We start from the raw sequence: 26,297 nt of genomic DNA on the forward strand, positions 1-26,297 counted from the left end.
ACCTGGTGCTGATCGACGACTTCTGCCTACCCGGTGACGTTTTCCAGCGGTTCGAACGCCGCGGGGTCGGCGCAGTAGCGGCGCACCGCATCGGCCAGCCGGGCGGCATGGCTGCCGTCGGCGTACCGGTGGTCGACGGTAGCGGTGAGGGTCAGCACGGGCCGCACCGTCACCGCGCCGTCGCGGACGACGGGCCGGTCGGTGACAGCGCCGACCAGCACCAGCAGCGGCACGCGGTAGTAGGACGCAAGCGGCGAGAAGCCACGCGCCACTCCCCACATGCCCACCGACGTCACCATGGCCGAACCGAAAGCCTGGCGCGGCATGCCGAACCGGGAAAGGTCCAGGTTGAGATCCGAGGTGAGCCAGGCGGCCCCTCGCAACGCCGTGCGCAGCACCGGCCGGGGCAGCTTGGCCAGCAGGGTCTTGCCTCGGTCGAACGCGGTGTCGGCGCCGCGTTCGATTCCCTCGGCCCGCCGTGCCACCTCCCTCGCGACGTCGACCGTCGACTTGCGGTCGACGTGCTCGACCTTCACCCCGTTCAGCTCCGCCTGCGCTCCGGCGGCGATGATGAAGAAGATGTCGAGGCTCGTTCTCGGCCGGGCGTGGCCCCCGGTGAGTCGCACCGCGAACTGGGGAACCTCGCGCAGCCCGTGGGCGACGGCCTTCCCGATCAGGTGCGTGATCGTGACGCGGGTGTCCGACCGCGCGCGCAGCCGGTCGACGTGGGCGAGCAGTTCGGTGGCGTCGACGTCCAGCTCACCGTAGAACTGCGGGTCCTTGGGGCTGCCCCAGGTGACTCCCGCGAGCTTGCGCCAGCCGTGCACTCGGTCACCCATGGCCGGAGTATCGGAGCCGACCAGCGTTCCTGCCACTCGGCGCGAGTCCCCCGCTTCCGCCCGCGAGTCCCCCGCTCCTGCCCGCGAGTCCCCCGCTCCTGCCCGCGAGTTCTGCACTCCCGCCCGCGAGTTCTGCACTCCGGCCGGTCGCGGGAACACGGTGCCCGTACCCTCAGGTCACAGCCACGGACCCAGTTCCGGCGCCGTGTCAGCCCTGCCGGTGAGCCACCTCGCCAGCGCAGGCCCCTCCCCCGCGGCGATTCGCCGGTCCAGCACATCGACGAGCAACGCGCGCACGAGGTCGTCGGGAAGGCCGGAGAAATCGGCGCCGGTGTCGAGGTCGACCGCGTGCACAACCACCTCTCGGGTGCGCATCCACGGCAACGCGGAAGCGGGCACCAGGTTTCCCTGTGCGGTCCGAACCTGCCGCTCAAGACCCTCAGCCGTTAGCTCGTCGTACTCGCGGGCCAGCGCGGCGGCCGACTCCCCGACCAGCTCACGCAGCCGCGCGGCCGGCAGCCGGGCGCCCGATTCGATCTCCTCGTCCCGGTGTTGCCTGCTGGGGTACATCTGTGCTGGCACGCCGGTCCGCGCCCACCCCACGAGTCGTCGCAGCGCCTCGGCGTTGAAGTGCACATGCGCCACCACGTGCGCCCGGCTCCAGCCGGGGAGCGCGCTCGGTGCGGCGAAATCGGTGTCGGACAGCTCCTTCACCGCCGACAACAACAGTTCGGTACCACGGTCCATCCACTGCCGCGTGCTCATCCCGGCCCCTCTCATCGTGCTCTCGTACCGTACGAGTTCGCCGGTGCACACCACCAGCCGTGCCGGCTTGCACACCTCGCTCGCCCCGCTGCATGGCGGGCGTTTCGAGGCCTTTCGACGGCGGGAACGCATAACTCGCGGGCAGGAGCGGGGGACTCGCGGGCAGGAGCGGGGGACTCGCGGGCAGGAGCGGGGGACTCGCGGGCAGGAGCGGGGGACTCGCGGGCAGGAGCGGGGGACTCGCGGGCAGGAGCGGGGGACTCGCGGGGTGGGCGTGGGGTTGGCAGCATCGGCTGATGGACGCATACCGGGCCGAGGGTTGGGCGGACTTCGCCGTCGCGGTCGCCGGGGCGGGCGCGGCACTGGCCGGACTGCTGTTCGTGGCACTGTCGATCAACCTGGAGCGCATCCTGAGCGGGAGCAGACTGCCTGCCCGCGCGGCGCACACGCTGGTGCTGCTGGCCGCCCCGCTGGTGGTGGCGCTGGTGCTGCTCGTGCCTGGGCAGTCCGGGCGGGCGTTGGGTGTCGAACTGGTGACGGTCGGGGCCGCGACGGGTCTGCTGCTGGCGGCGTTGAACCACCCGGGGCGGCGCGCCTCGCAGCAGCCGCTGATCTGGTGGTTGATCGCGGAAGCTCTGCCCGCCGTCGCGCTGTCCGGCACCACGATCGTCGCGGGCGCGGGGCTGCTCACCACGTCACTGTCGGGCCTGTACTGGCTTGTGGCCGGTGTCGTCGTCGCCTTCGTCGGCGCCCTGCTCAATGCCTGGGTACTGCTGGTGGAGATCCTGCGCTGACTCAGCCCGCCACATCCCTGCGGCGGAACGCGGCGGCGGCGAGCGCCACGAACCCCACCACCGTCAGCGTCGCCACCACAGCGGATGTCACGGACAGACCGGTGCGCAGCGGGTCGTGCGCGGAGAACTGGTAGAAGGGCGAGATCGGCCGCACCGGCTCCAACCACGACACCAGCGGCGCGAGCCCGTTGCCGACATACATCACTACCGCCAGTACGGCCGGGACCGCCCTGCTTGCCGTCGCCGAACCGGTCCCCGCACCGATCAGCAGGGCAACCGCGCCGAACACCACCGCGAGCAGTCCCATGTGCAGCATCGTCGCGGCCACCCGGTCGGCGGGCAGCGCCATGTCCGCGAGGCTGCCCTCTAGCACAAGCGCGAACCCCGTGACAGCGGCCAGCGCCAGCGTGCCGAACACCATGGCCGCCGCCTTCTCCAGCACCAGCCTGCCCCGGCTGACCGGGTTGGACAGCAGCAGGTCGAGCGTGCGCCGCTCCTCCTCCACCGCGACGGCTGCGGCCCCGCTTGTCACGGCATAGATGATCAGCAGCAGCGGTCCCATGAACGACAGCAGCTCCACCTGGATGTATCCGGTGGGCGTCGAAAGGTCGGCCCCGGAGGTGGCGAACAGTGCGCGCAGCGCGGGCGGCATGGACTGGAGGAAATCACCCATCGAGGGCTGGTCGCGGATACTCGGCCACAGCGCGACGTAGATCCCGACGAGCAACGCCAGGCTCACCACCCACGCTGGCAGCGCCCGCCGCTGGTCGTGCAGTGTCTTGAGTAGCACGCTACGTAGCATCGGTTCGCACCTGCTGCGCTCCGGACGGCTCCGCGTAGTAGGCGAGGAAGGTCTCCTCCAGCCCTGCCTCGACACACTCCAGGTCCATCACCGGGTGCCTGCTGATTCGCTTCAACAGGTCGTCCAGCGCGCTGCGCGGCACACCGCAGGTCAGCCACCGGTCGCCTACCTCGAGTTGCCGCACACCCGGTATGCCGGCGAACTCGGCCGCCGCCACCTCGTCGGAGAACCACGCCGACACGCGATGCAGTGACTTGGACCGCAGCTCGTCGATACGCTCCACCGCGATCAACCTGCCCGCTCGCAGAATCCCGATCCGGTCGGCGACCCGCTGCACCTCCGCGAGAACGTGTGAGGACAGCAGCACGGCACCACCGCGTGCGGTGTGCTCGCGCAGCAGGCCGTGCAGTTCCCGCTGCATGATCGGGTCCAGCCCGCTGGAGGGTTCGTCCAGGACGAGGAGTTCGGGGCGCGACATCAGCGCCAGCACGATGCCCAGCTTCTGCCGGTTACCTCTGGACAAGGTGCGTGCCGCTCGCCGCAGGTCCAGACCGAGGCGCTGCGCCAGCTCAGCAGCGTGCCCGTGCCGCTCGCCGCCGCGAAGCGCGCCGAAGTACTCGACGTGTTGGGCCCCTGTCAGGTGACCGTAGAGAGCGGGATCTCCCGGCAGGTAGCCGACCAGCCGGTGCACGGCGACCTGCTCGCGCCAGCAGTCGTGGCCGAGGATGCGCGCCTTGCCCGCCAAGGGCTTCAACATCCCCAGCAGCAGCCGCAGGGTGGTGGTCTTGCCCGCGCCGTTGGGGCCCAGGTAACCGAAGATCTCGCCGCTTCGCACGTCGAGATCCAGCTCGCTCAGCGCGACCGTGTCACCGAATGTCTTGCTCAGCCCTCGCGTGCTGACCGGCGGCTCCATCATGGTCACGATCATGGGTGACGCGGCGGTGCGGACCTAGAGCCGAACGGCCCGCGATCCGGACGCGAGTCATCCGCGCGGGTGTGGGCATGATGGGTGAATGCACGTACCTGCCCTTCGCCCGGCGCGGCTGCTGCTGGCGGAGGACGATCCCGAACTCGTCGCGATGCTGTGCGAGGTGCTGACCGAGGAAGGCTACGCGGTGGATGTCGCTCGCGACGGGCAGCGGGCCCTTCACCTCGCCTTGACCAGCGCCTACGACGTCGCCGTGCTCGACCGTCGGCTCCCCGCCATCGAGGGTCTCGACCTGCTCGGCAGACTTCGCGCGAGTGCGGTGACCACGCCGGTGCTGGTGCTGTCGGCGCTGGCCAACCCGGCCGACCGGGTCCGCGGCCTGGACGCGGGCGCCGAGGACTATCTCGGCAAGCCGTTCGACATCGACGAACTGCTGGCTCGGTTGCGGGCACTGCGCAGGCGCCACCTGGACACCGCCGAGGTCCTGCCTGTGGGCGCGGGGCGACTGGAGTTGCGCACCCGGCAGGTCGTGCCCGCGCCCGGTGAGGACGGGACGGTTGCGGTGGTCCGACTGTCCGAACGCGAATGTGACCTGCTCGCCGTGCTCGCGAGCCACCCGGGCCGCGTGTTCTCCCGCCGTGACCTGCTGTCGCTGGCCTTCCCCGACGCGCGCAGCGAGGTGGTCGTCGACACCTACGTGCACTACCTGCGTCGCAAGCTCGGCCGCGAGGTGATCACGACCGTGCACGGCCGCGGTTACCAACTGGGCAGGAGCCGCGCTTGATCACCCGGCCCCTGGAAGTGTCCGCACCCGCCGATCCCGACGGCAGGCTGTTGCGCCGGGCGTCCTGGCGGCTCGGGTTGCAGGCCGGGGTGATCGTCGCACTGATCGTGGCGGTGCTGTCGGCGCTGGCGGTCCTCGTCGTCGTGCAGGGCCAGCATCGCGGCGCCGCCTCGCTGCTGGCACAGGCGGTGGCAAGGGCCGATGACGTCACCGACCCCCCTGCCGGGGTCTGGCTGGTGGCGCGGACGCCCCAAGGGCGGGCCGCCACACCGGGACTGCCACCGGGGTTGCCGGACGAGGCCGCATTCGCGAACACGGCAGCCACCGGGCAGGACAACACCGCCGACTACCGCGCTGGTGGCGTCGAGTACCGGGTACACACGGTGCGGCGGGGACAGCAGACGATACAGGCCGCGCTCGACCTGTCCCCCGCCCACGCCGAGCGAGTCCGGCTCGCCTCGGCACTGCTGCTCAGCGGCGGGCTCGGGCTGGTACTGGCCGCCGCGGCAGGTGCCTGGCTCGGCCGCCGTGCGGTGCGGCCGATGGCGCAGGCACTGGCGTTGCAGCGGCGGTTCGTCGCCGACGCGGGCCACGAGCTGCGTACCCCGCTCACCCTGCTTTCCACCCGGGTGCAGCTGCTTGACCGCCACCTGCGCCGGGGCACCGCGCACGCCGAACTCCGCGACGAGGCGGCCGGCGTGGCGGGCGACGCGCGCCACCTGGCGGCCATCCTCGACGATCTGTTGCTGGCGGCCGAACCCGGCTCACCACTTCCGAGTTCCACTGTGGACCTGGCGGAGCTGGCCGAGCGGGCGGCAGCCGCCTCTGCGAACGACGCGATCCCCGTCGAGGTCCGTCGACCCGGCGCGCCGGTGCCGGTTCGGGGGTCCGCGGTGGCGTTGCGCCGCGCGGTGACCGCGTTGCTGGACAACGCCTCTTCGCATGCCCGCACCGGCGTCACCATCAGCGTCAGCTCGGCGGCGCGCCACGCCGCCCTCGAGGTCACCGACGACGGTCCCGGGATCGATGCAGAGCTGCTTCCCGGTGTGTTCGAACGGTTCGCGACGGCGCGCGGCAGGCAGCAGCCGCGTGGCTACGGCATCGGGCTCGCGCTCGTCAGCGAGATCGCCGCCCGCCACGGCGGCACTGTCAGCGCGAGCAACCAGCCCGGCGGCGGGGCGCGGCTGCGGCTGACCCTGCCACGCGCGGCGTCCCAAGAATTCTCCAAGGAGCAGCCGCCATCATCGCGGGGGTAGGCCCGGCCCTCACCGTGGTGCCGGGCAACCGATCGGCTCACCGAAAGGCATCCGCAAATGCCCACGTTCGTCGCAGGGCTGCCCCTGCACGTGCTCGTCGTGCACGCCGTCGTCGTGCTCGTCCCGCTCGCTCTGCTCGCGGCCGTCACCGTCGCGGTGTGGCCGGCCGCGCGCCGCCGCTACGGTTGGGCAGTAGTCGGCCTCGCCGCGCTGGCCGCGGTGTCCATCCCGATCGCGACCAGCAGCGGTGAGGGCCTGCGCAGCAGGCTCGCGGGAAGCCCGCTGATCGCCGAACACGCCGAACTCGGCGACCAGCTACTGGCCGTCTTCGTGCCGATGGTGGCCGCCGTGACGGCCGTGGTGGCGATGGCGCACTTCCGGGGGCGGCGGCGCGCCAACACCGAAACTGGCACCCGCACCGACCCGGTGACCTCGGCACGCTGGGTCCGCCCGGTCGCGACCCTGCTCGCGGTGGTCACGATCGCCTTCGCCGCCGTCTCCGCGGTACAGGTCGTGCGGATCGGCGACTCAGGAGCCCGTGCCGCCTGGTCCGACACCCACTACGTGGCCGCCCACGACGAGGAGGACGGCTGAGCCCGGTCGTCCGGCTGCCTGGCAGGCGGCTCAGGCTGGTTCAGGCTGGTTCAGGCTGGTTCAGGCTGGTTCAGGCTGGTTCAGGCTGGTTCAGGCTGGTTCAGGCTATGGAGTGTGTGACGACCCCGGAGTAGAGCCCGGCGACGGCGTCGCCGGGCACGGTGACCACCAGGGTGGGGTTCCAGCTCGCGCTACTGGCCGCGTTGCTGCCGGTGCGGCGAAACGCCGTCCTGGGGGCATCGAGTGTGACGGCCTGGTTCGCGGTGGGCTGGCCAGGCAGGAATGCCCCGGGCCCGGTCGTGGCCGTCGCCCTGCCGGACCAGTACCGCACCACGTTGTTCGGAATCGTCTCCGGCGCAGTGGCGCCGCCCGTGGTGAAGTCGGTGGCGGACACGGTCGCCGTCCACCCCGGCCCGCCCGTCGCGGTGACCGTCACCGTGCCCAGCTGCCCCGAAAGCGTGCCGCCGACCACGGTGGAGCCGAGGAAGGCATCGGTGGGCGCGGTGATCGTGAGCGTGAACGCCTGCCTCGGCCGGATGTCCGGTGCCGCGGCTGCGGGCGGGGCGACCACAACGGTCGCTGTCAACAGGACGGTTACGAGGGCGAGCATCGCGGAAACACCTACATTCCCGCGGCGCGTGGCGCAACTCGAAGCGCTCACGCACGCCGCCGGGTGCGGACCACATAGCCGATGACGCCGAGCGCGGCCAGCGCGACGGTGCCGATCCCGATCCGCAGCGGCCAACTGTCCCACATCGGCTCGGCGGCCGCGCCGACCGTGCCAGCGGGCGGGAAGGTGAGTCTCACCTCGACCGTCCGCTCGACCCGCCCGCTGCGGATGGTCAGTTCCACGGTCCACGGGCCGTCCGGCAACCGCTGGTCGAGTTCGATCCTCGCCCGCCCCCGCTTGCCCGGCGCGATCGTCGTGCCCAGCTTCACCGGGAAGGGTCCCGCGTTGAGCCCGCCGGGGCCGTCGCGCAGCGAAAGCGAGCCGCTGAGGTCCAGGGCGCGTCCACCGGTGTTACGTACCCGTGCGTGCACGATCGGCCTGCCCTGCGGTGTCCTGCTCGGAACGAGTTCGCCGATCTCGAAGTCGGAACGTGGTTCCCCGCCGGGCCCGACATTCACGTAGAGGCGCACGCCGACTCGGCTGGCCAGCGCCACGTTGCTGCCCGGTGCGGGTTCGGCGTTGATGTGGGCCCAGACCACCCCGTACTGCTCGCCCTCCGGCGCGTCGCTCGGCACCTCGATGGTGACCCAGACTCGCTCGGACTCCTCCGGTTCCAGGTCCAGGATCGGCTTGTCCACCTGCACCCAGTCGGACAGTTCGTTGCGGGCACGATCGGTACCGACGGTGAATCGGTTGTTCTCGACGGCCGCGGCGGCGGCGTAAACCTCGACGCGGCGTTGCCTTCCCCCGTGGTTGGCGATCTCGACCCGCCGCTCGATGGTCTCCCCCGGCGCCACGTGGTCGACGATGTAGCGCCTGGCACGCGGGTCGTCGGCGCGGCCGACCGGCACGTCGAGCAGTTTGATGCCGATCTTGTTGGGCGGCCCGGGAGCCTGCTGAGCCGGCGGTGGCCGCTCACCACCGTCACCACCGTCACCACCGTCGACAACGTCGGCGGCGGCTGGGGCGGCTGGGGCGGCTGGGGCGGCTGGGGCGACAGAGCCTGCGGCGGTAGGGCCGGCGGAAACAGCGGGGACAGCGAGAACGACGGCCGGTGAGCACAGCAGTGCCAGGCACAGGCCGATGGCGCGACGCGGCATCCGGGTCAGAACACCGAGTGGGTCAGGACGCCGGAGTAGGCACCGGCCACGACGTCGCCCGGGATCGACACCACGAGTGTCGGGTCCCAACTCGCGGAGTTCGCGCCCGCGCCGTCGTCATGGCTGAACGCGGTCTGCACCACGTTGAGCGGAACTTGCTGCGCCGCGGTCGGCTGTCCCGGGGTGAACGTGCCAGTGCCCGAGGTCGCCGTGGCGGGTCCGGACCAGTAGCGCACGTTGCCGTTGGGGATGACCTCGCCGAGCCCGCCGGTGCCGGTGGTGAAGTTGGTGGCGGCCACGTCGGCGGTCCACGGGGCCGGGGAGATGCCGCGCTGATCGGAGACCGTCACGACTCCGATCGAGCCGCTGACCGTGCCGCCAATCGCGGCCGACCCGAGCGACGCGTTCAGCGGAGCGGTGATGATCAGGTCGGCACCGGAGACGACGAACGTCACGGTCGTATCGGCCGCGATCGCGGTTCCCGTCGCGGCCACGGTCAGCGCGGCGCAGGCCGCCGCCGCACCGAGTGCGTGTCCCTTTCGCATGCTCGGCCCCTCACTGTCTTCGGTCCTACTCGGACAGCGAAACCGACGGCAACGGCAAACCGAGCACGTACTCGTTGCTCCGAAGAGGTCAGCGAACCACCGTATAGCGCGATGGCCGGGGTCGTGAGCGTGGGCACGGCGGGTACCCGTGGTGACACTCCCGACCCCGGGCGACGGCTACATCTTCTCGGCCGCGCTCTTGATCGCCTCCCGGATGCGGGAGTAGGTGCCGCAGCGGCAGATGTTGCGGATCTCGTCCAGATCGGCGTCGCTGATCTCGCGGCCCTCAGCCTTGACCTTTCGCACCTTGGCGATGGCCGCCATGATCTGGCCCGGCTGGCAGTAGCCGCACTGGGAGACGTCGCGCTCCAGCCACGCCTGCTGCATCGGGTGCAACTCACCGGTGTCGGGGTCGGCGACTCCCTCGATGGTGGTGATCTCGTCGCTGGGTTTGATCTTCGAGACCGGCACGGCGCACGGATTGAACGCCTTGCCGTTGATGTGGCTGGTGCACGCCTTGCAGACGTTGATGCCACAGCCGTACTTCGGCCCGGTGATGCCGAGCAGGTCGCGCAACACCCACAGCAGGCGCACGTTGTCCTCGGCGTCGACCGTCACCTGCTCGCCGTTGACGGTGAAGGTGTGTTGAGGCACTGACTAACTCCTTGTCACTGGGCGTACTTCAGGCCGTCCACCGGAGAGGCAGGCACCGGTGGGACCTTCGGCTTCGGCTCGAAGCTCAAAGTGGCGTGGTTGATCGGGAACCGGGTAGGCATGGTTGCGGTTGCCCTTCCGTATGCGCTCGCCACCGCCGCGAGCGAACTGGCAACGCCCAGCTCTCCCGCGCCACCCGGCACCCCGGTGGTCGGCGGCATGACCACCACCCGCATCTCGGGTGGAGTGTTCCACTGGCGGGTGTAGAAGTAGTTGTCCCAGCTGGCCTCCAGCGGCAGCCCGTCCTCCACGTGCAGGCTGGAGGTCAGCGCGAGCGCGATGCCGTCGTTGATGCAGCCGATCATCTGCGCCTCCAGGCCGCGCGGGTTGATCGGCAGTCCCGCGTCGACCACTCCGACGGCCTTGGTGACCCGTGGCCCGGTGACCGCGTCGCGGATCTCGCGGTTGACCGTCTCCGGCCTGCAGTCGATCTCCACAAGCACGGCGCTGACGCTCTTGTACTCCAGGTGGAAACCGACGCCCTGCGCCGTGCCCTCCGGCATCGGCCTGCCCCACTCGCCGACCTCGACGAGTTTGTCGAGCACAGCGCGGAAGCGGTCCTCCTTGAGCAGTTCCCGGCGAAACGCCACGGGGTCCTTGCCGAGTTTCTCGGCGAGGGCGTCGATAACCAGTTCGCGGGCGCACACCACGTTGGGCGAGTAGACGTTGCGCATGCTGCCGGTGTGGAACTTCAGCGGCACCTCGTTCAGCGTCTGCGTCGTGGCCCCTAGGTGGTAGGGGTTCGACTGGGACAGCAGGAAGACCGTCTGCGAGAAGCTGACGTCACCGACGGGCAGTCGTGCGGCCACCGACGTCAGGATCTCACCTAGGCCGTGCCCGAAGTCGGTCTCGACGCTGGTGTGCCGGTGCTCGAAGCTCACCACGTTGCCGGCCGAGTAGTTCGCCCTGATCCGCGAAACCGACATCGGGTGCGCGCGGCCGTGCCGGGAGTCGTCGGCCCTGTGCCACATCAGCTTCACGGGCTTGCCGATCTTCCTGGAAATCTCGGCGGCCTCCAGCGCGGCGTCACTGAACAGCTTGCGACCGAACGAGCCGCCACCGGTGACGACGTGCACCTTGACCGCGCTGACGGGCAGCCCGAGCCTCGCCGCTATCTGTTCCTGCGCCACGATCGGCGACTTCAGCCCGGACCAGATCTCGGCGCGGTCAGCGCGCACGTCGGCGATGGCGCAGTTGGTCTCCAGCGCGCTGTTGCTGGAGAAGTCGAAGACGAACTCGGCGTCCAGGCTCTTCGTCAGCAGCGGTGGGACCGCCGCGGGCAGCGTGGCGGCCTTCAGCTTCGAGAGCACGGTCTCGTCGGACTCGCCGTCCACCGTGCCAGGGCCCCAGTCCACGCGCAGTGCTCGCACGGCGTCGATGCACTGGCCGAAGGTCTCGCCCCGCACCGCGACGCCGGTTGAGATCACCGTGACGTCGGTGATGCCGGGCATCGCCTCGACCTCGGCCGCGTTGTGAACGGCCCGGACCGTCCCGTTGATCGTGGGCGGGCGGCACACCATGGTGGGCTTGGCACCGGGTACCCGCAGGTCCATGGTGAACTGCTTCTTGCCGGTCACCGCCTCCAACGCGTCGATGCGCGACTGCGGGGTTCCGACGAGCGTGAACTGGCCAGGCGGTTTGGGTTCGGCACTGACCTGCTCGGTGCTGGTACTGGCCGCCGCCTCGGTGAGTGAGCCGTAGTCGGCTTGTTGCCCGTTCGGTCCGATCACCACGCCAGCGCGAACCGACAACGCGCCCACATCGACGTTCCACCGCGCGGCCGCGGTGGCCAGCAGCCGCGCGCGGGCGATCGCGGCCGCGGTGCGCACCGGGTCGTACAGCGAGCGCACCGAGTTCGAGCCGCCGGTGAGCTGGTTGAACACCAACTCCGGCCGCGCGTCGGCCAGCGGGACGTTGACCTTGTCGAGCGGAAGGTCCAGCTCCTCGGCGATGAGCATCGCCACCGTCGTCGTGATGCCCTGCCCGACCTCGGCACGCGGCACCGCGAACGTCGCCGTGCCGTCACGTTCGATGGTGATCGTGATCAGGTTCGCGGTGGGTGCGGCGGCGAGGGTGAGCGCGTCACCGAGGTCGAGGATGTCCGCGGGGCCGGGCAATGACGGGACCACCGCGCTCGCGGTGCCCGGATTGGCCGCTCCCGCGCCGACCTGCGCGGCCACGGCCAGCGTGGGCGCCGCCAGCAGGTAGCCGAGGAAGCGGCGTCGCCGCATACCCTGCGGCGAAGCGTCCGGTGTGGGGTGTTCACCTGCCATGAACTGTCCTCTCGAACGGACCTGAGCTGCCCGTCAGGTGCTATTGGTGCGCCGAAGTGTGACACGGAACACCCGTTCGAGTCATGAGCCGCGTGCCTACTTCTGGCGCAACCGAACTGTGCGAACTGCCTAACGGGACCCTGCGGCTGGTCTACTCCAGCCCGGTGTGCAGGCCGGTGACGAACTGGTGGGCAGCGGCGTCCACGATGTCGGCGGGCCCCGCCTCGATCTCACCGCTGAGCCAGGCCACCAGCAGCTCCGCGAGCCCTCCCACGAACAGCAGCGCGTTCACCTCGTCACGCGGCGGCGGCAGCGCGGCGGGCCCGAACAGGGCCCTGGCCTGGGTGGCCACGAGCCCCGCGAACGTCTGCAGCAGTTCGTGGCGGCGCTTGCGCAGCGCCCGCGACGCCAGGGACTCGACGAGCGCCGCCCTCCCCTTGCGCGGGTCCTCGGTGAGCAGGTCGACGAACGAGGTCAGCGCTGCCCTCGCCTTAGCGCCGGGATCGCCGGGGTGTTCGCGTAGCACCCGCAGCGCGGTGTCGCGGATCTGTTCCGCCACCTGATCCACGACCGCGAGCAGCAGCTCCTCCCTACCGCGGAAGCTCTCGTAGAAGTAGCGCTCGGTGAGCTTCGCCCGCGCGCAAACGGCGGTCATGGTGGTCTGCTCGTAGCCCACGGTGCCGAGCAGGTCCAGACCTGCCTCCAACAGCCTCGCCCTGCGCTGCGCCTTGCGGTTCTCGGCGCTGACGCCACGGTAGGGGCGGATCGGCGAGGACATACCCATATCTTGACAGACCGCCCTGTCGATTCCGTGGCGGGTCGACCGCGGGCCGACGCTAGATTGGGCCGATGCGCCAACCCCTCCCCCTGGCCGCGGCCCAGCCGTGGTGTGTCGGGCTCGATGTCGCGGCCAACGCGCGGGCGCACGCGCGGGCCGTGCGCGCCGCGCGTGCTCGCGTCGTGGTGTTCCCGGAACTGTCGCTCACCGGGTACGAGCTGCGCGCGCCCGCCGTCGGCACCGGCGATCCCCGGCTGGCCCCGCTGGAGGCGGCCTGCGCCGAGAGCGGATCGGTCGCGCTCGCGGGCGCGCCGGTGGCGGGTGAGCGCGGGCGCTCGCATATCGCGATGCTCGCGGTGGACGGTATCCGAACCCGGGTCGTGTATCGCAAGATGTGGCTCGGCTCAGCGGAGTGCGCTCGGTTCAGCCCCGGCGAAGAACCAGGGTTGCTCGAGGTCGACGGCTGGCGGCTCGGACTGGCGATCTGCAAGGACACCGGCGTCGCCGAGCATGCGGCTGGCACCGTGGCGCTCGGTATCGACGCCTACGTCGCGGGCACGGTGAAGGCGGCGCACGAGGCGGCGTTGCAATCCCACCGAGCCGACCGGGTGGCGATCGAACACGGTGTGTGGGTGGCGGTGGCCAGCTTCGCCGGACCGACGGGCGGGGGCTTCGAACACACGGCGGGCGGGTCCAGCATCCGAACCCCGGCAGGCGAGGTCGTCGCCGAAGCGGGTACCGAGCCTGGGGAGATCGTTCGGGCGCTGCTCGGCTGAGTTGTCGTGCGAGTCGTCGTGCGAGTTGGCGTAGTGCCGTGACGACCGCTTCGCGACTATTCAGCGAGTCCGCGACGGTGCCGGGACAGCCGGAGGTGGCACCAGCGGTGGTACCATACCCTTGTGGAGAAGACGACGATCTACCTGCCGGACGACCTGAAGGTCGCTGTCAAACGTGCCGCTCAACAGCGGGGGATGTCCGAGGCGGAGGTCATTCGGGAGTCCATCCGGTCGACGGTAGGGGGAACCCGGCCACGGCCGAGGGGTGGGCTGTACGCGGGCGCGGAGCCCATCGCTCGCCACGCTGACGACCTGCTCGCCGGCTTCGGTGAGCGGTGATCGTCGACACCAGCGCGTTGCTGGCCTATTTCGACGCGAACGAACCGGACCACGCGGCGGTCGCCGGCGTTGTCGACGAAGCCGACGAACTACTTGTCATTTCGCCGTATGTCGTCGCGGAACTCGACTACCTCGTCGCCACCCGGGTCGGTGTTGAGGCGGAACTGGCGGTCTTGCGTGAGCTCTCGGGGGGCGCGTGGGAGCTGCCCGCTTTCGGCGCTCCCGAACTGGAGCAGACACTCTCCTTCATCGAGAGGTACCGCGACCAACGCATCGGTGTAGCGGATGCCTCGAACGCGGTGCTGGCCGACCGTTACCGCATGAAGACGATCGTGACGCTCGACCGTCGCCACTTCGATGTGCTACGTCCCGTCGACGGCGGGCGGTTCGTCGTCCTGCCGTGAACCCGGCAGGCGATCCCGGCGCGCAGACGTGTCGCGCCCATAACGCCGACCACCTGCTCGACAACTGCGACTCGTAGTCCAACTCGTAAGCGTGGCACTGTTTCGCGTGACACTGTGTGGACCGGCCAGTCCTCACTCATTTTCACCAAGTGTGGACCAACTGGTCCACAACCGCTAACATGGCGCTGTGAGCACTTCACGCGCCGCCTCGTTGCCTCACCAGAAGCGCGACAGGCTGCTTCGAACGGCGGCGAGAGAGTTCGCATCGGTCGGCTACGAACGGGCCTCCCTCAACCGGATCATCCGCGCGTGCGGAATGAGCAAGAGTTCCTTCTACCACTACCTCGATTCCAAACAGCAGCTTTTCGAGCTGGTTGTCGAGGAATTGAGCGACTCGCTCCTACGACAGCTCGGTGTGCCTGACCCACAAGAATTCGCCGACGACTTCTGGCGCAATGCCCGGCGACTGCTCACCCGGCTGGCCGACATCGCCGAGCGCGAACCGCTGTTCACCGACGTCGGCAGGATGTTCTACCTGCCCAAAGCGCCGACCGGTAAGGGCACCGCCGTGGACGGCGCCGTGGCCGCCGCCGAGCGTTGGCTCGACCGGGCCTTGGAAGCCGGGCGCGGCAACGGCGCGGTTCGCGACGACCTGCCGCTGGACCTGCAACGCCACTTGGCGTTCGCGGTGCTTCGGGCGTTCGACGAGTGGACGCTTCGGCACCTGGCCGATCTTGACAGCGCCGAGAGCGAGCGGCTGATGCTCGCACAGTTCGGCACGCTACGGCGGCTGCTCGCACCGCTGCAGGAACCCGAGGAGGGCGAGTGAAGACCAACACCGCGCCCGACGTTGTGCTGGATTGGCGCATCCCGGCGACACCGCGTGGCGTCAGCGGGGCCTTGCGGCGCTTCCTGGGCCCGGGCCGTACCCGAAGCGAGAACGTCGCCGAGGTGGCTGGGCAACTGGTTGGAATGTCGTTGCTGTCGGCCTACCTGGCGACCACGGGCGGCTGGAGCGAGCGGTCCCCGCTGCAACTGGCCGTGCTCGCCGTCATGGTGTTCGACCTCGTCGGCGGCGTACTCACCAACGCGACCAATCCCGCCAAGCGCTGGTATCACCGCCCCGGGCACGGCAGCGGGCGGCGGCTGCTGTTCGTGGCCTCGCATCTGCTGTACCTGGTGGCGATCCCGCTGGTGTTGCACGCGGGCGGGTGGACGTGGTTCGCGGTGAACGCCGCGCTGCTGCTGAGTGCGGCCGTGCTCATCGAGGCACTGCCCGTGGAGTTGAAGAGGGTGAGCGCGGTCGGCCTGTACCTGGTGGCGGTGCTGGTCAACCTGACGTGGCTGCCGCTGCCTGAGTCGCTGGCATGGTTCGGCTTTCTGTTCTATCTCAAACTGCTCGTGTGCTTCCTCGTGCCGGAGGCGCCGATGGTCAGCGGGCGGCGCCCCCTGCCCGGAAAGGAAGTGCGCCCATGAAGGTCGTCAAAGCCGCCCAGCCCCCGCGAGGCCTGTTGCGATGGGCTTTTCGGTTCCCGATTCAGCTGTACCGCCTTCGCCTCGGCAGGCTGCTCGGCGGGAGGCTGCTGTTGTTGCACCACATCGGCCGCGTCTCGGGCAAACCGCGCCGGATCGTGCTCGAAGTCGTCGAGCACGGCGGCGACGGCAGCTACGTTGTGGTGTCGGGGTTCGGGCCGAAGGCGGACTGGTACCGCAACGTTCTCGCGAATCCCGACGTCACCGTCCAGGTCGGTGGCCGCACCGTTGCGGCGACCGCCCGACCTGTCCCCAAGGAAGAGGCAGCGCAGATCATGGTGCGCTACGGCAGCGCGCACCCGAGACTGGCCAGGTACCTGTTTCCGAGGCTGATGGGGCTGGAGATCAACGGCAGCGAGTCGGACTTCCGCGAGGCGGGCAGGCACCTGCCGTTCGTGCGGTTCGTTCCCCGGGGCTGAACCGGGTCACCGTTTCGCGTCGGTACGACACGCCGCCCGGCGAGACGGGTGGGGCCGCCCGCTGACTTCGGGCGGGCCAGGTCGGATGCCGCCGCTCACTGACGAGGTGGACCGATTCGACGTCAGCCTCGCCCCGATGGGGTGCGACACCAGCGACGACCAGCGCGACGCCGAGCGCTGCCGCCGGCGTGGGCCGCTGCCGCAGCAACCCGATCCCGATGACGGCGGCAGTGGCCGGTAGCAGCGCGACCATGACGGTGTAGGTCGCCCGCGCCGGCCGTCACATGGCCAGCTGATCCAACACGTAGGGAATGAGGGACGACGCCGCACCGACCCCAGCGCTGCCCCGATCGCGACCGCGATCAGCATCGCCATCGCGAGGCCGTCGATACCTGCGAGTTCGTGATGCCGAGACACCCGGTGCGCGATCACGATGTAGCCGGTGAATAGGACCATGTTGGCGACCGCGAAGGCGAAACCCGCGGGCGAGCCGCTGATGCTGACGTCGGCAAGCGCGGCGACGCCTGCGGCGGCAAACGCAAGCCCTGCGAGATTTCGAAGACCGCGGATGCCGATCGCGGCCAGCAGGACGGGACCGGCGAACTCGACCGCCGCCACCGTCCCTGGCGCAAGCCGATCGATCGCCAGGTAGAAACAACTGCAACCAGGCGACGCCGAGCGGCTCGATCCACGACCTATGGTGCGACGGCTTCGTCGCGGCGGTCGGCGAAGCCGGAAGGAGGCTGATGACACACCGACCATCGATCGTCCTGCTGCACAGCCCCCTGGTCGGCCCGTGCACCTGGCACGGAGTACGGGCTCGACTCCACACCGAGGGTGCCCACACCGTCGTTCCCGACCTGCGCCCGCCCGTACACCCGGAAGCTACACCGTCCCGCGTCGCAGAGACGGCCGCCGCCGCGATCGAGTCCGGCACGGCCTGCGGGCCGGTGGTTCTGGTCGGCCACAGCATGGCAGGGATGCTGTTACCCGGGATCGTCCAAACCACACGCCGCCCCGCCGCCGCACTACTGGTCGACTCGGCGATACCGCGACCGGGGTCGACGTGGCTGCGAACGGCCCCCGCCGGACTGGAAGCCCAGCTACGAGACCTCGCCGAGCAGGGGTGGCTTCCCCCGTGGCATCGCTGGTTCCCGCCCGAGACGCTGCCCTCGCTGCTGCCCGCGAGCGACATCCGAGAGCGGTTCGTGAAGCAGCTCCCGCGCCTGCCGCTGTCGTTCTTCGACGAGCCGTTCCCTGGGCAATCCACGTGGTCTTGCTCGGTCCCCGTGGGTTACCTGCTGCTCAGCCACACCTACCGCGCGGACGCCTCACACGCGGAGGAACTCCGGTGGTCCGTACGGCGGCTCGATCTGCATCACCTCGCACCGCTGACCCACCCCGGCACGGTGGCCGACGCGATCCTTTCCGTCCTCGACACGCTCCTGCCCGGCCGGCGCGCCCGCTGAGCATCCCGGTCCGGCGCGGGACTCGCCGGACACCAGGTCTCGTCTGGTGGTCTGACCAGTTGACCTCTGGCCAGTGGCCGGTCTAGGGTCCGCTCATGACATTGCGGCCCGTTTCTCGTCGCTCGGTGCCCGACGAGGTGTTCCAGCAGATCCTCGACGGCGTGGTCGGTGGCGACTTCTCTCCGGGGGACACGCTGCCCAGTGAGCGCAGGCTCGCCGAGGTGTTGGGCGTATCCCGCCCGGCTGTCCGGGAGGCGCTACAGCGGATGGCGCAGGCTGGACTGGTCGAGGTGCGGCAGGGTGGCAGCACGAGCATCAGGGACTTCCACAGGCACGCCGGTTTGGATCTGCTGCCCAGGCTGCTGCTGCGGGCGGGAAACCTGGACCTGCGGGTGGTGCGCAGTGTCCTGGAGGCGAGGCTGGCCGTCGGCCCGAAGGTGGCCGCGCTGGCGGCTCGGCGCGCGGGCGAGGGGCTGCGCGCGCCACTGGCGGAGGCCATCGCGTCGATGGAGTCCGACTCCGACCCGGTTTCCCGGCAGGTGCACGCGCTGAGGTTTTGGGACCACATCGTCGCCGGTGCCGACTCGATCGCGTTTCGGCTGATGTTCAACAGTCTGCGCGCGGCATACGAGCCCGCGCAGGAGGCTCTCGCGGGCGCGATGTCGTCCGAAGTGGATCGGATCGAGGCCTATCGTCAGCTCGCCGACGCGATCACAGGAGGCGACGCCGACGGTGCCACCTCGGCCGCCGAGGACCTGCTGGCACCTGCCACGGAGAAGCTGCTGTCGATGATCCGCGACCTCGAGCAGGAGGCGACGTGAGCCACCATCGCACCACCCGGCTCACAGGAGCCGACCGGGGTGGGCCCCTGCTGTGGCATGGCCTTCGGCCACAGCAGGGAGGGTGCCCCGCACAACACAGGAGGCGACGTGAGCCATAACCCTCAAACCCTGTCCCGCAACGAAACGGAGGCATCGTGACGCGCTCCGAGCAGACCGAGAACACCACTGTGGACGCTTCCGCGCGGGCACGGGTTCGCGCCGACGAAGCGCGCCTTTCCGCGAGGGGCAAGCCGCTGGTGCCGCTGGCGCAGGCGTGGCGGGAGTTCTGGCGGCACCCGTCGCCGTGGCTCATCAGCGCGGTGTTCGCGGCGAGCGTCACCGCCCGGCTGGCCGTCGGTGACTGGCGGCTGGGCGACGCGATCGTGCCTGCCGCCATGGTGGCGTCCTTCCCGTTCGTGGAATGGATCATCCACGTCTGCGTGCTGCACTGGCGGCCGCGTCGGGTCGCGGGTTTGCGGATCGACCCGCTGGTCGCCAGAAAGCACCGGGAGCACCACGCCGACCCGAGGGATGTTCCGCTGGTGTTCATCCCGTGGCAGGTACTGCTGTGGCTGTTACCGGCGCTCACGCTCGTCGCCTGGCTGGCCTTCCCCCGCACCGGTCTCGGGTTGACGTTTCTGATGGCGGTGAGCGCGATCGGCTTCGGCTACGAGTGGACCCACTACCTGATCCACAGCGACTACCGGCCGCGTTCCCGGATGTACAAGGCCGTCTGGCGAAACCACCGCCTGCACCACTACAAGAACGAGCACTACTGGTTCACGGTGACGACCGCGGGCACCGCCGACCGGCTGCTGCGTACCTGCCCCGATCCCGGGGACGTGGCCACCTCCCCCACGGCCAAGAACCTGCACCGCGACGCGGCCTGACAGCGGACCTGGCCCGCTTCCTCCTGCCCGGCCGAGTGCCGCGCGAAATCCGCGCACCCACGGGACCTTCGGCCCTGTCTGCCCTGGTCACGGCAGCGTTGGCTCAGCGGTGAGTTCAGTGAGTGCTGTGGACCCCGCGCCTCGCGCGGCCGAGGACCGAGGGAGGTAGGACATGCTCTGGCTGTTCGTCGGGGGATGGCGCTGGTTGGCCGTTCGCGGTGTGCTGGCCATCCTGTTCGGGATCGCCACGCTGGTGTGGCCAGGCGTGACGCTGTGGGTGCTGATCCTGTTGTGGGGTGCGTTCATGCTGGTGGACGGCGCGTTCGGGCTGGTGGCCGCCATCACCGACCGGGTCGAGCGCAACCGCGGCTGGTGGGCGCTCGCCGGGATAGCCGGGATAGCGGCGGGCGTCATCGCCCTGGTGTGGCCGGGTATCACCGCACTGGCGCTGCTGTTCATCATCGCGGCCTGGGCCCTGATCATCGGGATCTCGCAGCTCGCCACCGCGGTGCGGTTGCGCAAGGAGATCGAGCACGACTGGGTGCTCGCGCTCACCGGCGTGCTGTCCATCGCGCTCGCCGTGGTGCTGTTCGCCGCGCCCGGCGCGGGCGTGCTCGCGATCACCTGGGCGATCGGCTGGTTCGCCACGCTGTTCGGGGTGCTGCTGTGCGTGCTGGCCTGGAGGGTGTGGCGGCAGAGCCGCGAGCGGTCGCACGCCGACCTGGCGAGCCACTGACGGCCACCCCGCTGACGAAAGTGGCCGGTCCGGTCGCCGAGGGCCGCCTCAGCCGCTCGCGTCGACCGGCTCGCCTCGGGGGCGGGGTTCGAACCCCGCGGCGCGGTAGCAGGCGTCGATGAGTTTCATCGTCTCCACCGCGTCGTCGGCGTCGTTGAGCAACGGCGCGCCATCGCGCAGGTGGGCGGTGAACGCCTCGAGTTGGTAGGTGTACGACGCTCGCCTGCCCAGTTCCTCGACGCGGTTGCCGTTGCGGCCGCTGACGGTGACGCGGTCGTCGATGTCGGGTCGTACGAAGTCGGCCGCGATCGCTTCCGCCTTGCTGCCGATCACCCGGCAGGTGAAGCGTCGCTCGGTAGCCGCCATGTGGCAGCGGGCCCTGCCCGTGGCCCCTGCCGGGAACTCCAAATCCGCGTACAGCCATTCGTCGACGCCTGGCTTGCCCTGGCGTTTCCCGCCGCTGGCCGCGACCAGGCGCGGCGCTCCGCCCGCCCACGGTGCGAGCATTCTGTGCGCGTGCAGGCTGTAGCACCCCAGGTCCATCAGCGCGCCTCCCGCGAGCCGGTGTGACCAGCGCGGATCGTCGTCGGCCGGTGCGGGCATCATCATGTCCACCTCGACGGCTCTGAGCTCGCCGAGTTCTCCTGAGGCCAGTAGTTCGTGCAGCCGCCTGGTGACCGGGTGATGCACGTAGTGGAAGCCCTCCATTATCGGCAGTCTCGCTTCGGCGGCCGCCGCACGAACCTCGGCGGCTTCCTCGGCGTTGCCAGCGAACGGCTTCTCCGTGAGCACCGGCTTCCCCGCGCGTAGTGCGGCGATGTTCCACGGGCCGTGCAAAGCGTTGGGCAGCGGGTTGTAGACCACCTCGACGTCGGGGTCGGTGACCACTTCGGCGTAGCCGTCGAGCACGCGTTCCACACCGTGCCGCTCGGCGAAGTCCCGCGCCCGCGCCCGGTCGCGGGCGGCGATGGCCACCAGTCGATGCCCGGTTTCGGCGGCCGGGTCGGCGATCGCCGTGCCCGCGATCCGCGCGGCGCCGAGAATGCCGATGCGTAGTGGCCGCACCTGACCTCCAGTAGCTCGATTCGTACACACCGGATGCGTTCGGTTCACCTCGGCAACAGCACGACCTTGCCCGTGGCCCTGCGTTCGTCCAGTTCGGTCAGCGCGGCCGCCGCTTCCTCCAGCGGGTACACGCTGCCGATGGGTGGGTCCAGCCTGCCCTGTTCCAGCAGCGGCAGCAGTTCGTTCCACTGCTGGCGCAGGTATTCCGGCCGCCGCTGCCAGAAGGCACCCCACCCGACGCCCACCACCGCGATATTGTTCAGCAGCAACCGATTCACCTTCACGGTGGGGATCTCACCCGCGGTGAAGCCGATGACCAGCAGTCGTCCCTCGGGTGCCAGTGCGCGCAGCGAGTCCGTGAACCGGTCGCCGCCGACCGGGTCGACCACCAGATCCACCCCTTCCCCGCCGGTGAGCTCGCGCACCTGTTCGAGGAAACCGTCCGAGGAGACCACGTCGTGGGCGCCTGCCGCCCGCGCGATCTCGGCCTTCCTCGGCGTGGAGGTCACCGCGATCACGCGCGCACCGAGCGCGGCGGCGAGTTGGATCGCCGCCGTGCCGACCCCGCCCGCGGCACCGTGCACCAGTACTCGCTCACCCTCGCGCAGCGCGGCACGCCGACACAGTGCGAAGTGGACGGTGAGGTAGTTCATCGGAAGCGCGGCGGCGGCACGGAACGAGAGGTTGTCCGGGATGCCGAACACCGCTTTCGGGTCGGCAGCGACGACCTCGGCGAACCCGCCGAGCCCGGGGAAGGCCGCGACCCGATCGCCCGCGCGCACCCCGGCGCCCTCCGGCGCCGAGCGGACCACTCCCGCCACCTCGGTGCCGGGCACGAACGGCGGGTCCGGTTTGAGCTGGTAAAGCCCTCGGGTCTGCAGCAAGTCGGGGAAGGTCACTCCGGCGGCGTGCACGTCGATGACGACGGCGCCGTCACCGCCGGGCTCCGCGATGTCGGTGACCCGTACCGCCGACGGCCCGTCGAGGGTGACGATCTGCACTGCCCGCATCCGGCGTTACCTCCTCTGCAGCGGGCCGCGCGCCCGCGTCGGCGGCCCGCGGTCGCGGGCATGGACGTGATCGCATCGGGACTGTAGCCGCAGCGGCTACGCGCGCGCCAACACCCACTCAACACGCGGGCCGGTGCTCACTCAGCACTTGCCATGGTGATGCGGGAGGTCAGCGCTGGATGGTTTCCAGCACGGCACGCAGTCGCGGGGTGTCGGCGGCGGTCCAGCCCGGTGGCGCGGCCACGGCGGCCCAGGCGTCGGCGAAGAGCGTCCGGTAGTTGTGCCCGTGGCCTTGCGCGACGTCCTGCGCGTACGGCATGTCCGCGGTGATCTGCCAGAAAGTGAACAACGGCAACCAGCTCAGGTCTGGTGAAACGTCCGGCGCCCTCGGCTCGACCAGCCAGTCCGGCCGGTTAACGGCGATCTCGGGGTCCCAGAACACCACCGGGTCCGAGCCGTGCTGCAGGTACACCATCCGGGGCCACTGCCACCTCGCGTCGGGCGACCACAGGTCCCGTGCGGTGGACGCGAAACGCACTGTGCGGCCGGAGTCGTACACCGGCAGCCACTGCGGGGTTCCGGGGTCGCGGTGTCGCACCAGGAATTGATGCAGCGGGCTGGCCGACGGCGGCCCTGCCAGTACAACACCGTCGGTGCGGCTACGGACGTCGGCGAGGTTGTCGAAGGCGGCCTCGATGCCGAACGCGCCCAGGCTCGTCCCGGTCACAAGCAGCTTGGGCCGCTGGTCCTCGGGCAGCGCCGCCCATGCCCGGTGGACCTGGTCGAACAGCTCCCTACCGGTCTGCTGCGCCCGCTCCCGGTCGGTGACGAAGGAGAACCAGCTCGGCAGGAACGAGTACTGCATGCTGACCACGGCGGTGTCGCCGTTGTACATGTACTCGAGCGCCTGCACCGCCGCGGGGTCCACGGTGCCGCTGCCGCTGGCCTGCGCCACGACGAGCACCTTCCGGTCGAAGCCGCCGGCCCTGCGTAGGTCGCGCACCGCCAGTGCGGCACGGGCCGCGGTGTTAGGGGCCGAGTTGAGCCCGGCGTAGACCCGCACCGGCCGCTGGGCTGCTGCCCCGGAGAACGCCGACAGCCGCGCGATGCTCGGTGCGCTGGCGACGAAGCTCTTGCCGTGACGGCCCAGCGAGTCCCACGAGATCAGTGAGGCCGGGCTGCCGGAACGTTGCTGTGCCAATGGCCGGGAGACGGCCGCCTCGCTTACGGGGCGGTCAGGTGCGCCGAACGCGTCGCTCGACGCGTTCACCAACGCTCGCCACAGCAGGCCGTTGGCGAGAGCGGCCACCAGCACGAACACGACGGCGACGGCCAACGTCCTGGCGACGCGCGGCCGCATCCGGGGGGTGAGTCTGGCGGTAAGCGCGCGTACCAGCCAGCGCAGCAGCCGAAACGCCGTGATGATCACCAGCAGTACGGCGGTGGCCACCGCGAGCATCGGCAGCCACGCGTAGGGGTCGGGTGGCGGCATGCCCATCAGCAGGTGGAGCCTGCGCTGCCAGTCCTGCCCCAGCCACAGTGTCGAGGCCAGCACCGGGATGCCCAGTACGGCCAGCAGTATCCACCAGACGCGACGGGCCTTCGCAGAGGGGGACGTGCCTGCCAGCGTCCGCACGAGCCAGGCCAGCGACACGCCGACCCCGTAGCCCACGGCCGCCGTGATCCCGGTGAACGCACCCTGCGGCGCCCAGCCTCGTGGCAGCAGTGAGGGTGTGAACGAGACGCTCGCGAACGCGACGGTTGCGATGAGTCCGGCAAGGCTGTAGCGGGGCGGCCACAGCGCCCGCAGCCGCCGGGCCGCGCGCGAACCCAGGCGTTTCCAAACCGGCCGCTTCGCCTGCCGCCGGACGGTTACCGACCCCACCACGCCGCCATCATGGCAGCTCATGGGCAGTACGGGGTGCTGAGCGCGACGCGCGTCGCCTCTCCTGATCGGGTGGGGCGCTCAGGCAGCCAGTTGCCAGGCCACGAGACCGAACAGCACACCGAGCGAGTTGGTGGCCCAGTGCATTCCGGCGCTGGCGAGCACACTGCCACTACGTCTGCGCAGTTCGCCGGCCACGATGCCGCCTGCGGCGGTGAAGGCCACCGTCCCCGCCACCACCAGCACGGTGGTCCACGGGCTCTGGCTGGACACGACGTCGCTCAGCCCCTGGTTTGCGCCCGTGACCTGCAGCGACGGCAGCACGTGCCAAAGCCCGAACAGCGCGGAGGAGGTCAGCAGCACCCGCCACGCGGTCATGTGCCGGGAAAGCATGCCCCACAGCACCGAACGGAAGGCCACTTCCTCCAGCAGGATCGTGCCGAGCGGGATCAGCACGAACGCCGTCAGCAATGCCTGCGACACACCGGAGTGGTACCTGGCGTCGAGGAACAGCGACCGGGTCATCGGCAGCGACACGCCGACGACGTAGATGCCGACCACGATGGCGATGGCGGACAGTCCCCACAGCGCACCCGAGCGCAACCGGTCCCTGCCGAGCCCGAGCTGCGTCCAGCTGAGCCCGTGCCTTCGGGCGAAGAGCAGCAGCCCTGCCGCCGCGACGACGCTCACCGAGACCCCTGCCCAGGGCAGCAGGTTCTTGGCCAGGTTGAGCACCACGAGCGCGGCTATCACCACGGCCGTTCCGAGCAGGGCGACCTTGCGGGGCACGGGGCGGACATGCGCGTGTTTACCGGTCAGGTGCGCCAGTACCGACTTCACTCCAGCCATCGCAATCCAGTATGCGTCGCGGCCATGGTCGGGTGCCCTGCTCACACCGTGGCAAGGGCCACGAGCGGGTGTGGAATACCGCGGCGGCACGAGCCATGCGCCGGATGCGTGACACGAGGCCCTGGATTGGCGCCGTTTTCGTCGCCGATGCGCTCCAGCCCGATGCCAGACCGATCCACACCTGGCGCCAGCAGGGACGAGCGGGGCCTCCGCGACGGGGAGGGCCTCGTGTTTCGACCGCCGCCCCGATCCCGGCGAGCACATCGCCTTCGGAGCGGGCGTGCGCAGCTGCCCGGACGCTGCGCTCGCCAGCACCAGCGATTTCGCGGTTTCCGGCCGATCGTTGATGTCGAACTGGGCGGAGCGCCCCGCGGCACACCCCGTACCGCGGGGCGCTGGACCGCACGTTGCGGCGGCGGATCGCCGCGATGGAAGCGCCGCTGGCCGAGCACGCCCGGCGGGAACTGGAGCCGATGCCGCGGCGCCGGGAAGGCGACGTGGCGCAGGAGTTCGGCGCCCGGTTCCCGGCGTGGGTCATGGTGGAATGGCTCAACCTCTCCCTGAGGTCGCCCTGTGCCTGCCCGCACGGCGGCGTGGGGCTAGCGCACGACGCGCAGCCACAGATCCGTCGAGTGCGGGGTGTGCGTGAGGCTCAGCCGTTCCAGCCGCACCCTGGTGCCTCCTGGATGGTCGAACAGCCGCACGCCGTCGCCGAGCAGCACCGGCGCGACGAGTACCAGCAACTCGTCGAGTTCGTCGGCCGCGAGGCACTGTGCGGCGACACCGGCTCCGATGACGTTGACGTAGCCTTCCCCCGCCGCGGCCTTCGCCTTGGCGAGGCCAGTGTTCAGGTCACCGACGAACGTGGTGCCTGGCACGGGGTTGCCAGGTGGGTTGTGGGTCAGCACGAACTGCTGGCCGCTCCAGCCCCCTCCGAACGGCTTGCCCTCCTTCGGGGTCCCCCGGTGCGGGTCGTCGCCTCGGAAGCTGCGATGGCCCACGAGCAGCGACCCGATCCTGGCCATGAACCCTTCCACCGTCGGGTTGGGGCCGAGATGCTCGCTGAGCCAGGACATGTCGCCGCCGGGGCCCGCGATGAAGCCGTCCAACGACATCGTGCACGAATACAGCACCTTCGCCATGACACCTACCTCCCGCCAAGGTTCGCGCCTATTTCGGGTAGACCCCGCAAGGGGGGAGAACTCATCGTCGCGCGGAATTGTCGGTCCGAACTGGCAGCATCCGATCCGAGGCGACGG

General features: G+C 70.3%; 29 protein-coding genes. 14 read left to right on the plus strand and 15 right to left on the minus strand.

The window, feature by feature from the left end; translation table 11 throughout:
• Positions 1 to 26 precede the first annotated feature (26 nt).
• Together FHU38_RS13905 and FHU38_RS13910 are read right to left on the minus strand one after the other, a co-directional pair.
• Positions 27 to 839, minus strand: coding sequence for a 2-oxo acid dehydrogenase subunit E2 (locus FHU38_RS13905; RefSeq protein WP_243852251.1), 813 nt, complete (start codon positions 837 to 839; stop codon positions 27 to 29).
• Positions 840 to 1,016: 177 nt separating this feature from the next.
• Positions 1,017 to 1,604 (minus strand): maleylpyruvate isomerase N-terminal domain-containing protein, encoded by a 588-nt coding sequence (locus tag FHU38_RS13910; protein WP_208415671.1) that lies wholly within the window; start codon positions 1,602 to 1,604, stop codon positions 1,017 to 1,019.
• Between the two features lie 296 nt (positions 1,605 to 1,900).
• Here FHU38_RS13910 and FHU38_RS13915 point away from each other — a divergent pair, with 296 nt between their 5' ends.
• Positions 1,901 to 2,398, plus strand: coding sequence for a hypothetical protein (locus FHU38_RS13915; RefSeq protein WP_167171241.1), 498 nt, complete (start codon positions 1,901 to 1,903; stop codon positions 2,396 to 2,398).
• Position 2,399: 1 nt separating this feature from the next.
• On the opposite strand, the gene FHU38_RS13920 is transcribed toward FHU38_RS13915, so the two are convergent.
• Together FHU38_RS13920 and FHU38_RS13925 are read right to left on the minus strand one after the other, a co-directional pair.
• Positions 2,400 to 3,200: an ABC transporter permease subunit gene (locus FHU38_RS13920; protein WP_167171244.1), complete on the minus strand. Its 801-nt coding sequence runs from the start codon at positions 3,198 to 3,200 to the stop codon at positions 2,400 to 2,402.
• Positions 3,190 to 4,116, minus strand: coding sequence for an ABC transporter ATP-binding protein (locus FHU38_RS13925; RefSeq protein ID WP_208415672.1), 927 nt, complete (start codon positions 4,114 to 4,116; stop codon positions 3,190 to 3,192). The genes FHU38_RS13920 and FHU38_RS13925 overlap by 11 nt, the downstream gene beginning before the upstream one ends.
• Before the next feature lie 97 nt (positions 4,117 to 4,213).
• Here FHU38_RS13925 and FHU38_RS13930 point away from each other — a divergent pair, with 97 nt between their 5' ends.
• Genes FHU38_RS13930 through FHU38_RS13940 form a run of 3 tightly spaced genes read left to right on the plus strand, consistent with a single transcriptional unit; the run spans position 4,214 to position 6,762 of the window.
• Positions 4,214 to 4,912, plus strand: a complete 699-nt coding sequence (locus tag FHU38_RS13930; protein WP_167171247.1) for a response regulator transcription factor — start codon at positions 4,214 to 4,216, stop codon at positions 4,910 to 4,912.
• On the plus strand, positions 4,909 to 6,168 hold the full coding sequence (locus FHU38_RS13935; protein WP_167171250.1) for a sensor histidine kinase: 1,260 nt from the start codon (positions 4,909 to 4,911) through the stop codon (positions 6,166 to 6,168). The genes FHU38_RS13930 and FHU38_RS13935 overlap by 4 nt, the downstream gene beginning before the upstream one ends.
• 57 nt (positions 6,169 to 6,225) lie before the next feature.
• Complete coding sequence (locus tag FHU38_RS13940) at positions 6,226 to 6,762, plus strand: DUF2231 domain-containing protein (RefSeq protein ID WP_167171253.1); 537 nt, start codon at positions 6,226 to 6,228, stop codon at positions 6,760 to 6,762.
• 100 nt (positions 6,763 to 6,862) lie between these two features.
• On the opposite strand, the gene FHU38_RS13945 is transcribed toward FHU38_RS13940, so the two are convergent.
• The 6 genes from FHU38_RS13945 to FHU38_RS13970 form a co-directional block, all read right to left on the minus strand.
• The gene (locus FHU38_RS13945; RefSeq protein WP_208415673.1) at positions 6,863 to 7,372 is read right to left on the minus strand and encodes a hypothetical protein; all 510 of its coding nucleotides are present in this window, start codon (positions 7,370 to 7,372) and stop codon (positions 6,863 to 6,865) included.
• Positions 7,373 to 7,419: 47 nt separating this feature from the next.
• Complete coding sequence (locus tag FHU38_RS13950; RefSeq protein WP_167171259.1) at positions 7,420 to 8,532, minus strand: hypothetical protein; 1,113 nt, start codon at positions 8,530 to 8,532, stop codon at positions 7,420 to 7,422.
• A gap of 5 nt (positions 8,533 to 8,537) precedes the next feature.
• The gene (locus FHU38_RS13955; protein ID WP_167171261.1) at positions 8,538 to 9,077 is read right to left on the minus strand and encodes a hypothetical protein; all 540 of its coding nucleotides are present in this window, start codon (positions 9,075 to 9,077) and stop codon (positions 8,538 to 8,540) included.
• A 177-nt stretch (positions 9,078 to 9,254) separates the two neighbouring features.
• The gene (locus FHU38_RS13960) at positions 9,255 to 9,731 is read right to left on the minus strand and encodes a (2Fe-2S)-binding protein (RefSeq protein WP_167171264.1); all 477 of its coding nucleotides are present in this window, start codon (positions 9,729 to 9,731) and stop codon (positions 9,255 to 9,257) included.
• 14 nt (positions 9,732 to 9,745) lie between these two features.
• Positions 9,746 to 12,064: a molybdopterin cofactor-binding domain-containing protein gene (locus FHU38_RS13965; protein ID WP_167171267.1), complete on the minus strand. Its 2,319-nt coding sequence runs from the start codon at positions 12,062 to 12,064 to the stop codon at positions 9,746 to 9,748.
• A gap of 151 nt (positions 12,065 to 12,215) precedes the next feature.
• Entirely contained in the window at positions 12,216 to 12,842 is a 627-nt protein-coding gene (locus tag FHU38_RS13970) for a TetR/AcrR family transcriptional regulator (RefSeq protein WP_167171269.1), read from the minus strand.
• Positions 12,843 to 12,913: 71 nt separating this feature from the next.
• On the opposite strand from FHU38_RS13970, the gene FHU38_RS13975 reads away from it, so the two are divergent.
• The 10 genes from FHU38_RS13975 to FHU38_RS14020 all read left to right on the plus strand — a co-directional run bounded on the left by FHU38_RS13975 (position 12,914) and on the right by FHU38_RS14020 (position 20,229).
• Complete coding sequence (locus FHU38_RS13975) at positions 12,914 to 13,618, plus strand: carbon-nitrogen hydrolase family protein (protein ID WP_167171272.1); 705 nt, start codon at positions 12,914 to 12,916, stop codon at positions 13,616 to 13,618.
• Between the two features lie 123 nt (positions 13,619 to 13,741).
• On the plus strand, positions 13,742 to 13,957 hold the full coding sequence (locus FHU38_RS13980) for a ribbon-helix-helix domain-containing protein (protein ID WP_167171275.1): 216 nt from the start codon (positions 13,742 to 13,744) through the stop codon (positions 13,955 to 13,957).
• Complete coding sequence (locus tag FHU38_RS13985; RefSeq protein ID WP_167171278.1) at positions 13,954 to 14,361, plus strand: PIN domain-containing protein; 408 nt, start codon at positions 13,954 to 13,956, stop codon at positions 14,359 to 14,361. Before FHU38_RS13980 ends, FHU38_RS13985 begins: the two co-directional genes overlap by 4 nt.
• A 187-nt stretch (positions 14,362 to 14,548) precedes the next feature.
• Complete coding sequence (locus tag FHU38_RS13990; protein WP_313886770.1) at positions 14,549 to 15,190, plus strand: TetR/AcrR family transcriptional regulator; 642 nt, start codon at positions 14,549 to 14,551, stop codon at positions 15,188 to 15,190.
• Entirely contained in the window at positions 15,187 to 15,837 is a 651-nt protein-coding gene (locus FHU38_RS13995) for a hypothetical protein (protein WP_167171281.1), read from the plus strand. The genes FHU38_RS13990 and FHU38_RS13995 overlap by 4 nt, the downstream gene beginning before the upstream one ends.
• Positions 15,834 to 16,313 carry a nitroreductase family deazaflavin-dependent oxidoreductase gene (locus tag FHU38_RS14000; protein ID WP_167171285.1) on the plus strand — a complete coding sequence of 160 codons (480 nt, stop codon included), beginning with the start codon at positions 15,834 to 15,836 and terminating at the stop codon, positions 16,311 to 16,313. Before FHU38_RS13995 ends, FHU38_RS14000 begins: the two co-directional genes overlap by 4 nt.
• A gap of 746 nt (positions 16,314 to 17,059) precedes the next feature.
• Positions 17,060 to 17,782 (plus strand): alpha/beta hydrolase, encoded by a 723-nt coding sequence (locus tag FHU38_RS14005; protein WP_167171288.1) that lies wholly within the window; start codon positions 17,060 to 17,062, stop codon positions 17,780 to 17,782.
• A gap of 95 nt (positions 17,783 to 17,877) precedes the next feature.
• On the plus strand, positions 17,878 to 18,603 hold the full coding sequence (locus tag FHU38_RS14010; RefSeq protein ID WP_167171291.1) for a FadR/GntR family transcriptional regulator: 726 nt from the start codon (positions 17,878 to 17,880) through the stop codon (positions 18,601 to 18,603).
• Between the two features lie 155 nt (positions 18,604 to 18,758).
• Entirely contained in the window at positions 18,759 to 19,493 is a 735-nt protein-coding gene (locus tag FHU38_RS14015; RefSeq protein WP_313886771.1) for a sterol desaturase family protein, read from the plus strand.
• Positions 19,494 to 19,665: 172 nt separating this feature from the next.
• Complete coding sequence (locus FHU38_RS14020; RefSeq protein ID WP_167171295.1) at positions 19,666 to 20,229, plus strand: HdeD family acid-resistance protein; 564 nt, start codon at positions 19,666 to 19,668, stop codon at positions 20,227 to 20,229.
• 48 nt (positions 20,230 to 20,277) lie between these two features.
• Here the strand turns inward: FHU38_RS14020 and FHU38_RS28005 are convergent, their stop codons facing one another.
• The 5 genes from FHU38_RS28005 to FHU38_RS14045 all read right to left on the minus strand — a co-directional run bounded on the left by FHU38_RS28005 (position 20,278) and on the right by FHU38_RS14045 (position 26,180).
• Positions 20,278 to 21,294: a Gfo/Idh/MocA family protein gene (locus tag FHU38_RS28005; RefSeq protein WP_167171297.1), complete on the minus strand. Its 1,017-nt coding sequence runs from the start codon at positions 21,292 to 21,294 to the stop codon at positions 20,278 to 20,280.
• Between the two features lie 44 nt (positions 21,295 to 21,338).
• Positions 21,339 to 22,304 carry an NADPH:quinone oxidoreductase family protein gene (locus tag FHU38_RS14030; protein WP_167171300.1) on the minus strand — a complete coding sequence of 322 codons (966 nt, stop codon included), beginning with the start codon at positions 22,302 to 22,304 and terminating at the stop codon, positions 21,339 to 21,341.
• 169 nt (positions 22,305 to 22,473) lie between these two features.
• A complete protein-coding gene (locus FHU38_RS14035) occupies positions 22,474 to 24,192 on the minus strand; it encodes an alpha/beta hydrolase (RefSeq protein ID WP_313886772.1) in 1,719 nt (572 codons plus the stop codon).
• A gap of 78 nt (positions 24,193 to 24,270) precedes the next feature.
• On the minus strand, positions 24,271 to 25,038 hold the full coding sequence (locus tag FHU38_RS14040) for a CPBP family intramembrane glutamic endopeptidase (protein ID WP_167171306.1): 768 nt from the start codon (positions 25,036 to 25,038) through the stop codon (positions 24,271 to 24,273).
• A 599-nt stretch (positions 25,039 to 25,637) separates the two neighbouring features.
• On the minus strand, positions 25,638 to 26,180 hold the full coding sequence (locus FHU38_RS14045) for a dihydrofolate reductase family protein (RefSeq protein WP_167171309.1): 543 nt from the start codon (positions 26,178 to 26,180) through the stop codon (positions 25,638 to 25,640).
• Positions 26,181 to 26,297 lie beyond the last annotated feature (117 nt).

It is taken from the genome of Saccharomonospora amisosensis, assembly GCF_011761185.1.
Taxonomy (GTDB): Bacteria; Actinomycetota; Actinomycetes; order Mycobacteriales; family Pseudonocardiaceae; genus Saccharomonospora_A; species Saccharomonospora_A amisosensis.

Excerpts from the sequence above, each read along its gene's own strand:
- FHU38_RS14010 (WP_167171291.1), top strand. The coding sequence starts at position 17,878 with ATGACATTGCGGCCCGTTTCTCGTCGCTCGGTGCCCGACGAGGTGTTC.
- FHU38_RS13945 (WP_208415673.1), bottom strand. The coding sequence starts at position 7,372 with ATGCTCGCCCTCGTAACCGTCCTGTTGACAGCGACCGTTGTGGTCGCC.
- FHU38_RS13950 (WP_167171259.1), bottom strand. The coding sequence starts at position 8,532 with ATGCCGCGTCGCGCCATCGGCCTGTGCCTGGCACTGCTGTGCTCACCG.
- FHU38_RS14045 (WP_167171309.1), bottom strand. The coding sequence starts at position 26,180 with ATGGCGAAGGTGCTGTATTCGTGCACGATGTCGTTGGACGGCTTCATC.
- FHU38_RS13915 (WP_167171241.1), top strand. The coding sequence starts at position 1,901 with ATGGACGCATACCGGGCCGAGGGTTGGGCGGACTTCGCCGTCGCGGTC.
- FHU38_RS14005 (WP_167171288.1), top strand. The coding sequence starts at position 17,060 with ATGACACACCGACCATCGATCGTCCTGCTGCACAGCCCCCTGGTCGGC.
- FHU38_RS13925 (WP_208415672.1), bottom strand. The coding sequence starts at position 4,116 with ATGATGGAGCCGCCGGTCAGCACGCGAGGGCTGAGCAAGACATTCGGT.
- FHU38_RS14040 (WP_167171306.1), bottom strand. The coding sequence starts at position 25,038 with ATGGCTGGAGTGAAGTCGGTACTGGCGCACCTGACCGGTAAACACGCG.
- FHU38_RS13965 (WP_167171267.1), bottom strand. The coding sequence starts at position 12,064 with ATGGCAGGTGAACACCCCACACCGGACGCTTCGCCGCAGGGTATGCGG.
- FHU38_RS13955 (WP_167171261.1), bottom strand. The coding sequence starts at position 9,077 with ATGCGAAAGGGACACGCACTCGGTGCGGCGGCGGCCTGCGCCGCGCTG.
- FHU38_RS14000 (WP_167171285.1), top strand. The coding sequence starts at position 15,834 with ATGAAGGTCGTCAAAGCCGCCCAGCCCCCGCGAGGCCTGTTGCGATGG.
- FHU38_RS13975 (WP_167171272.1), top strand. The coding sequence starts at position 12,914 with ATGCGCCAACCCCTCCCCCTGGCCGCGGCCCAGCCGTGGTGTGTCGGG.
- FHU38_RS13930 (WP_167171247.1), top strand. The coding sequence starts at position 4,214 with ATGCACGTACCTGCCCTTCGCCCGGCGCGGCTGCTGCTGGCGGAGGAC.
- FHU38_RS13970 (WP_167171269.1), bottom strand. The coding sequence starts at position 12,842 with ATGTCCTCGCCGATCCGCCCCTACCGTGGCGTCAGCGCCGAGAACCGC.
- FHU38_RS14020 (WP_167171295.1), top strand. The coding sequence starts at position 19,666 with ATGCTCTGGCTGTTCGTCGGGGGATGGCGCTGGTTGGCCGTTCGCGGT.
- FHU38_RS13920 (WP_167171244.1), bottom strand. The coding sequence starts at position 3,200 with ATGCTACGTAGCGTGCTACTCAAGACACTGCACGACCAGCGGCGGGCG.
- FHU38_RS13905 (WP_243852251.1), bottom strand. The coding sequence starts at position 839 with ATGGGTGACCGAGTGCACGGCTGGCGCAAGCTCGCGGGAGTCACCTGG.
- FHU38_RS13910 (WP_208415671.1), bottom strand. The coding sequence starts at position 1,604 with ATGAGCACGCGGCAGTGGATGGACCGTGGTACCGAACTGTTGTTGTCG.
- FHU38_RS13940 (WP_167171253.1), top strand. The coding sequence starts at position 6,226 with ATGCCCACGTTCGTCGCAGGGCTGCCCCTGCACGTGCTCGTCGTGCAC.
- FHU38_RS14030 (WP_167171300.1), bottom strand. The coding sequence starts at position 22,304 with ATGCGGGCAGTGCAGATCGTCACCCTCGACGGGCCGTCGGCGGTACGG.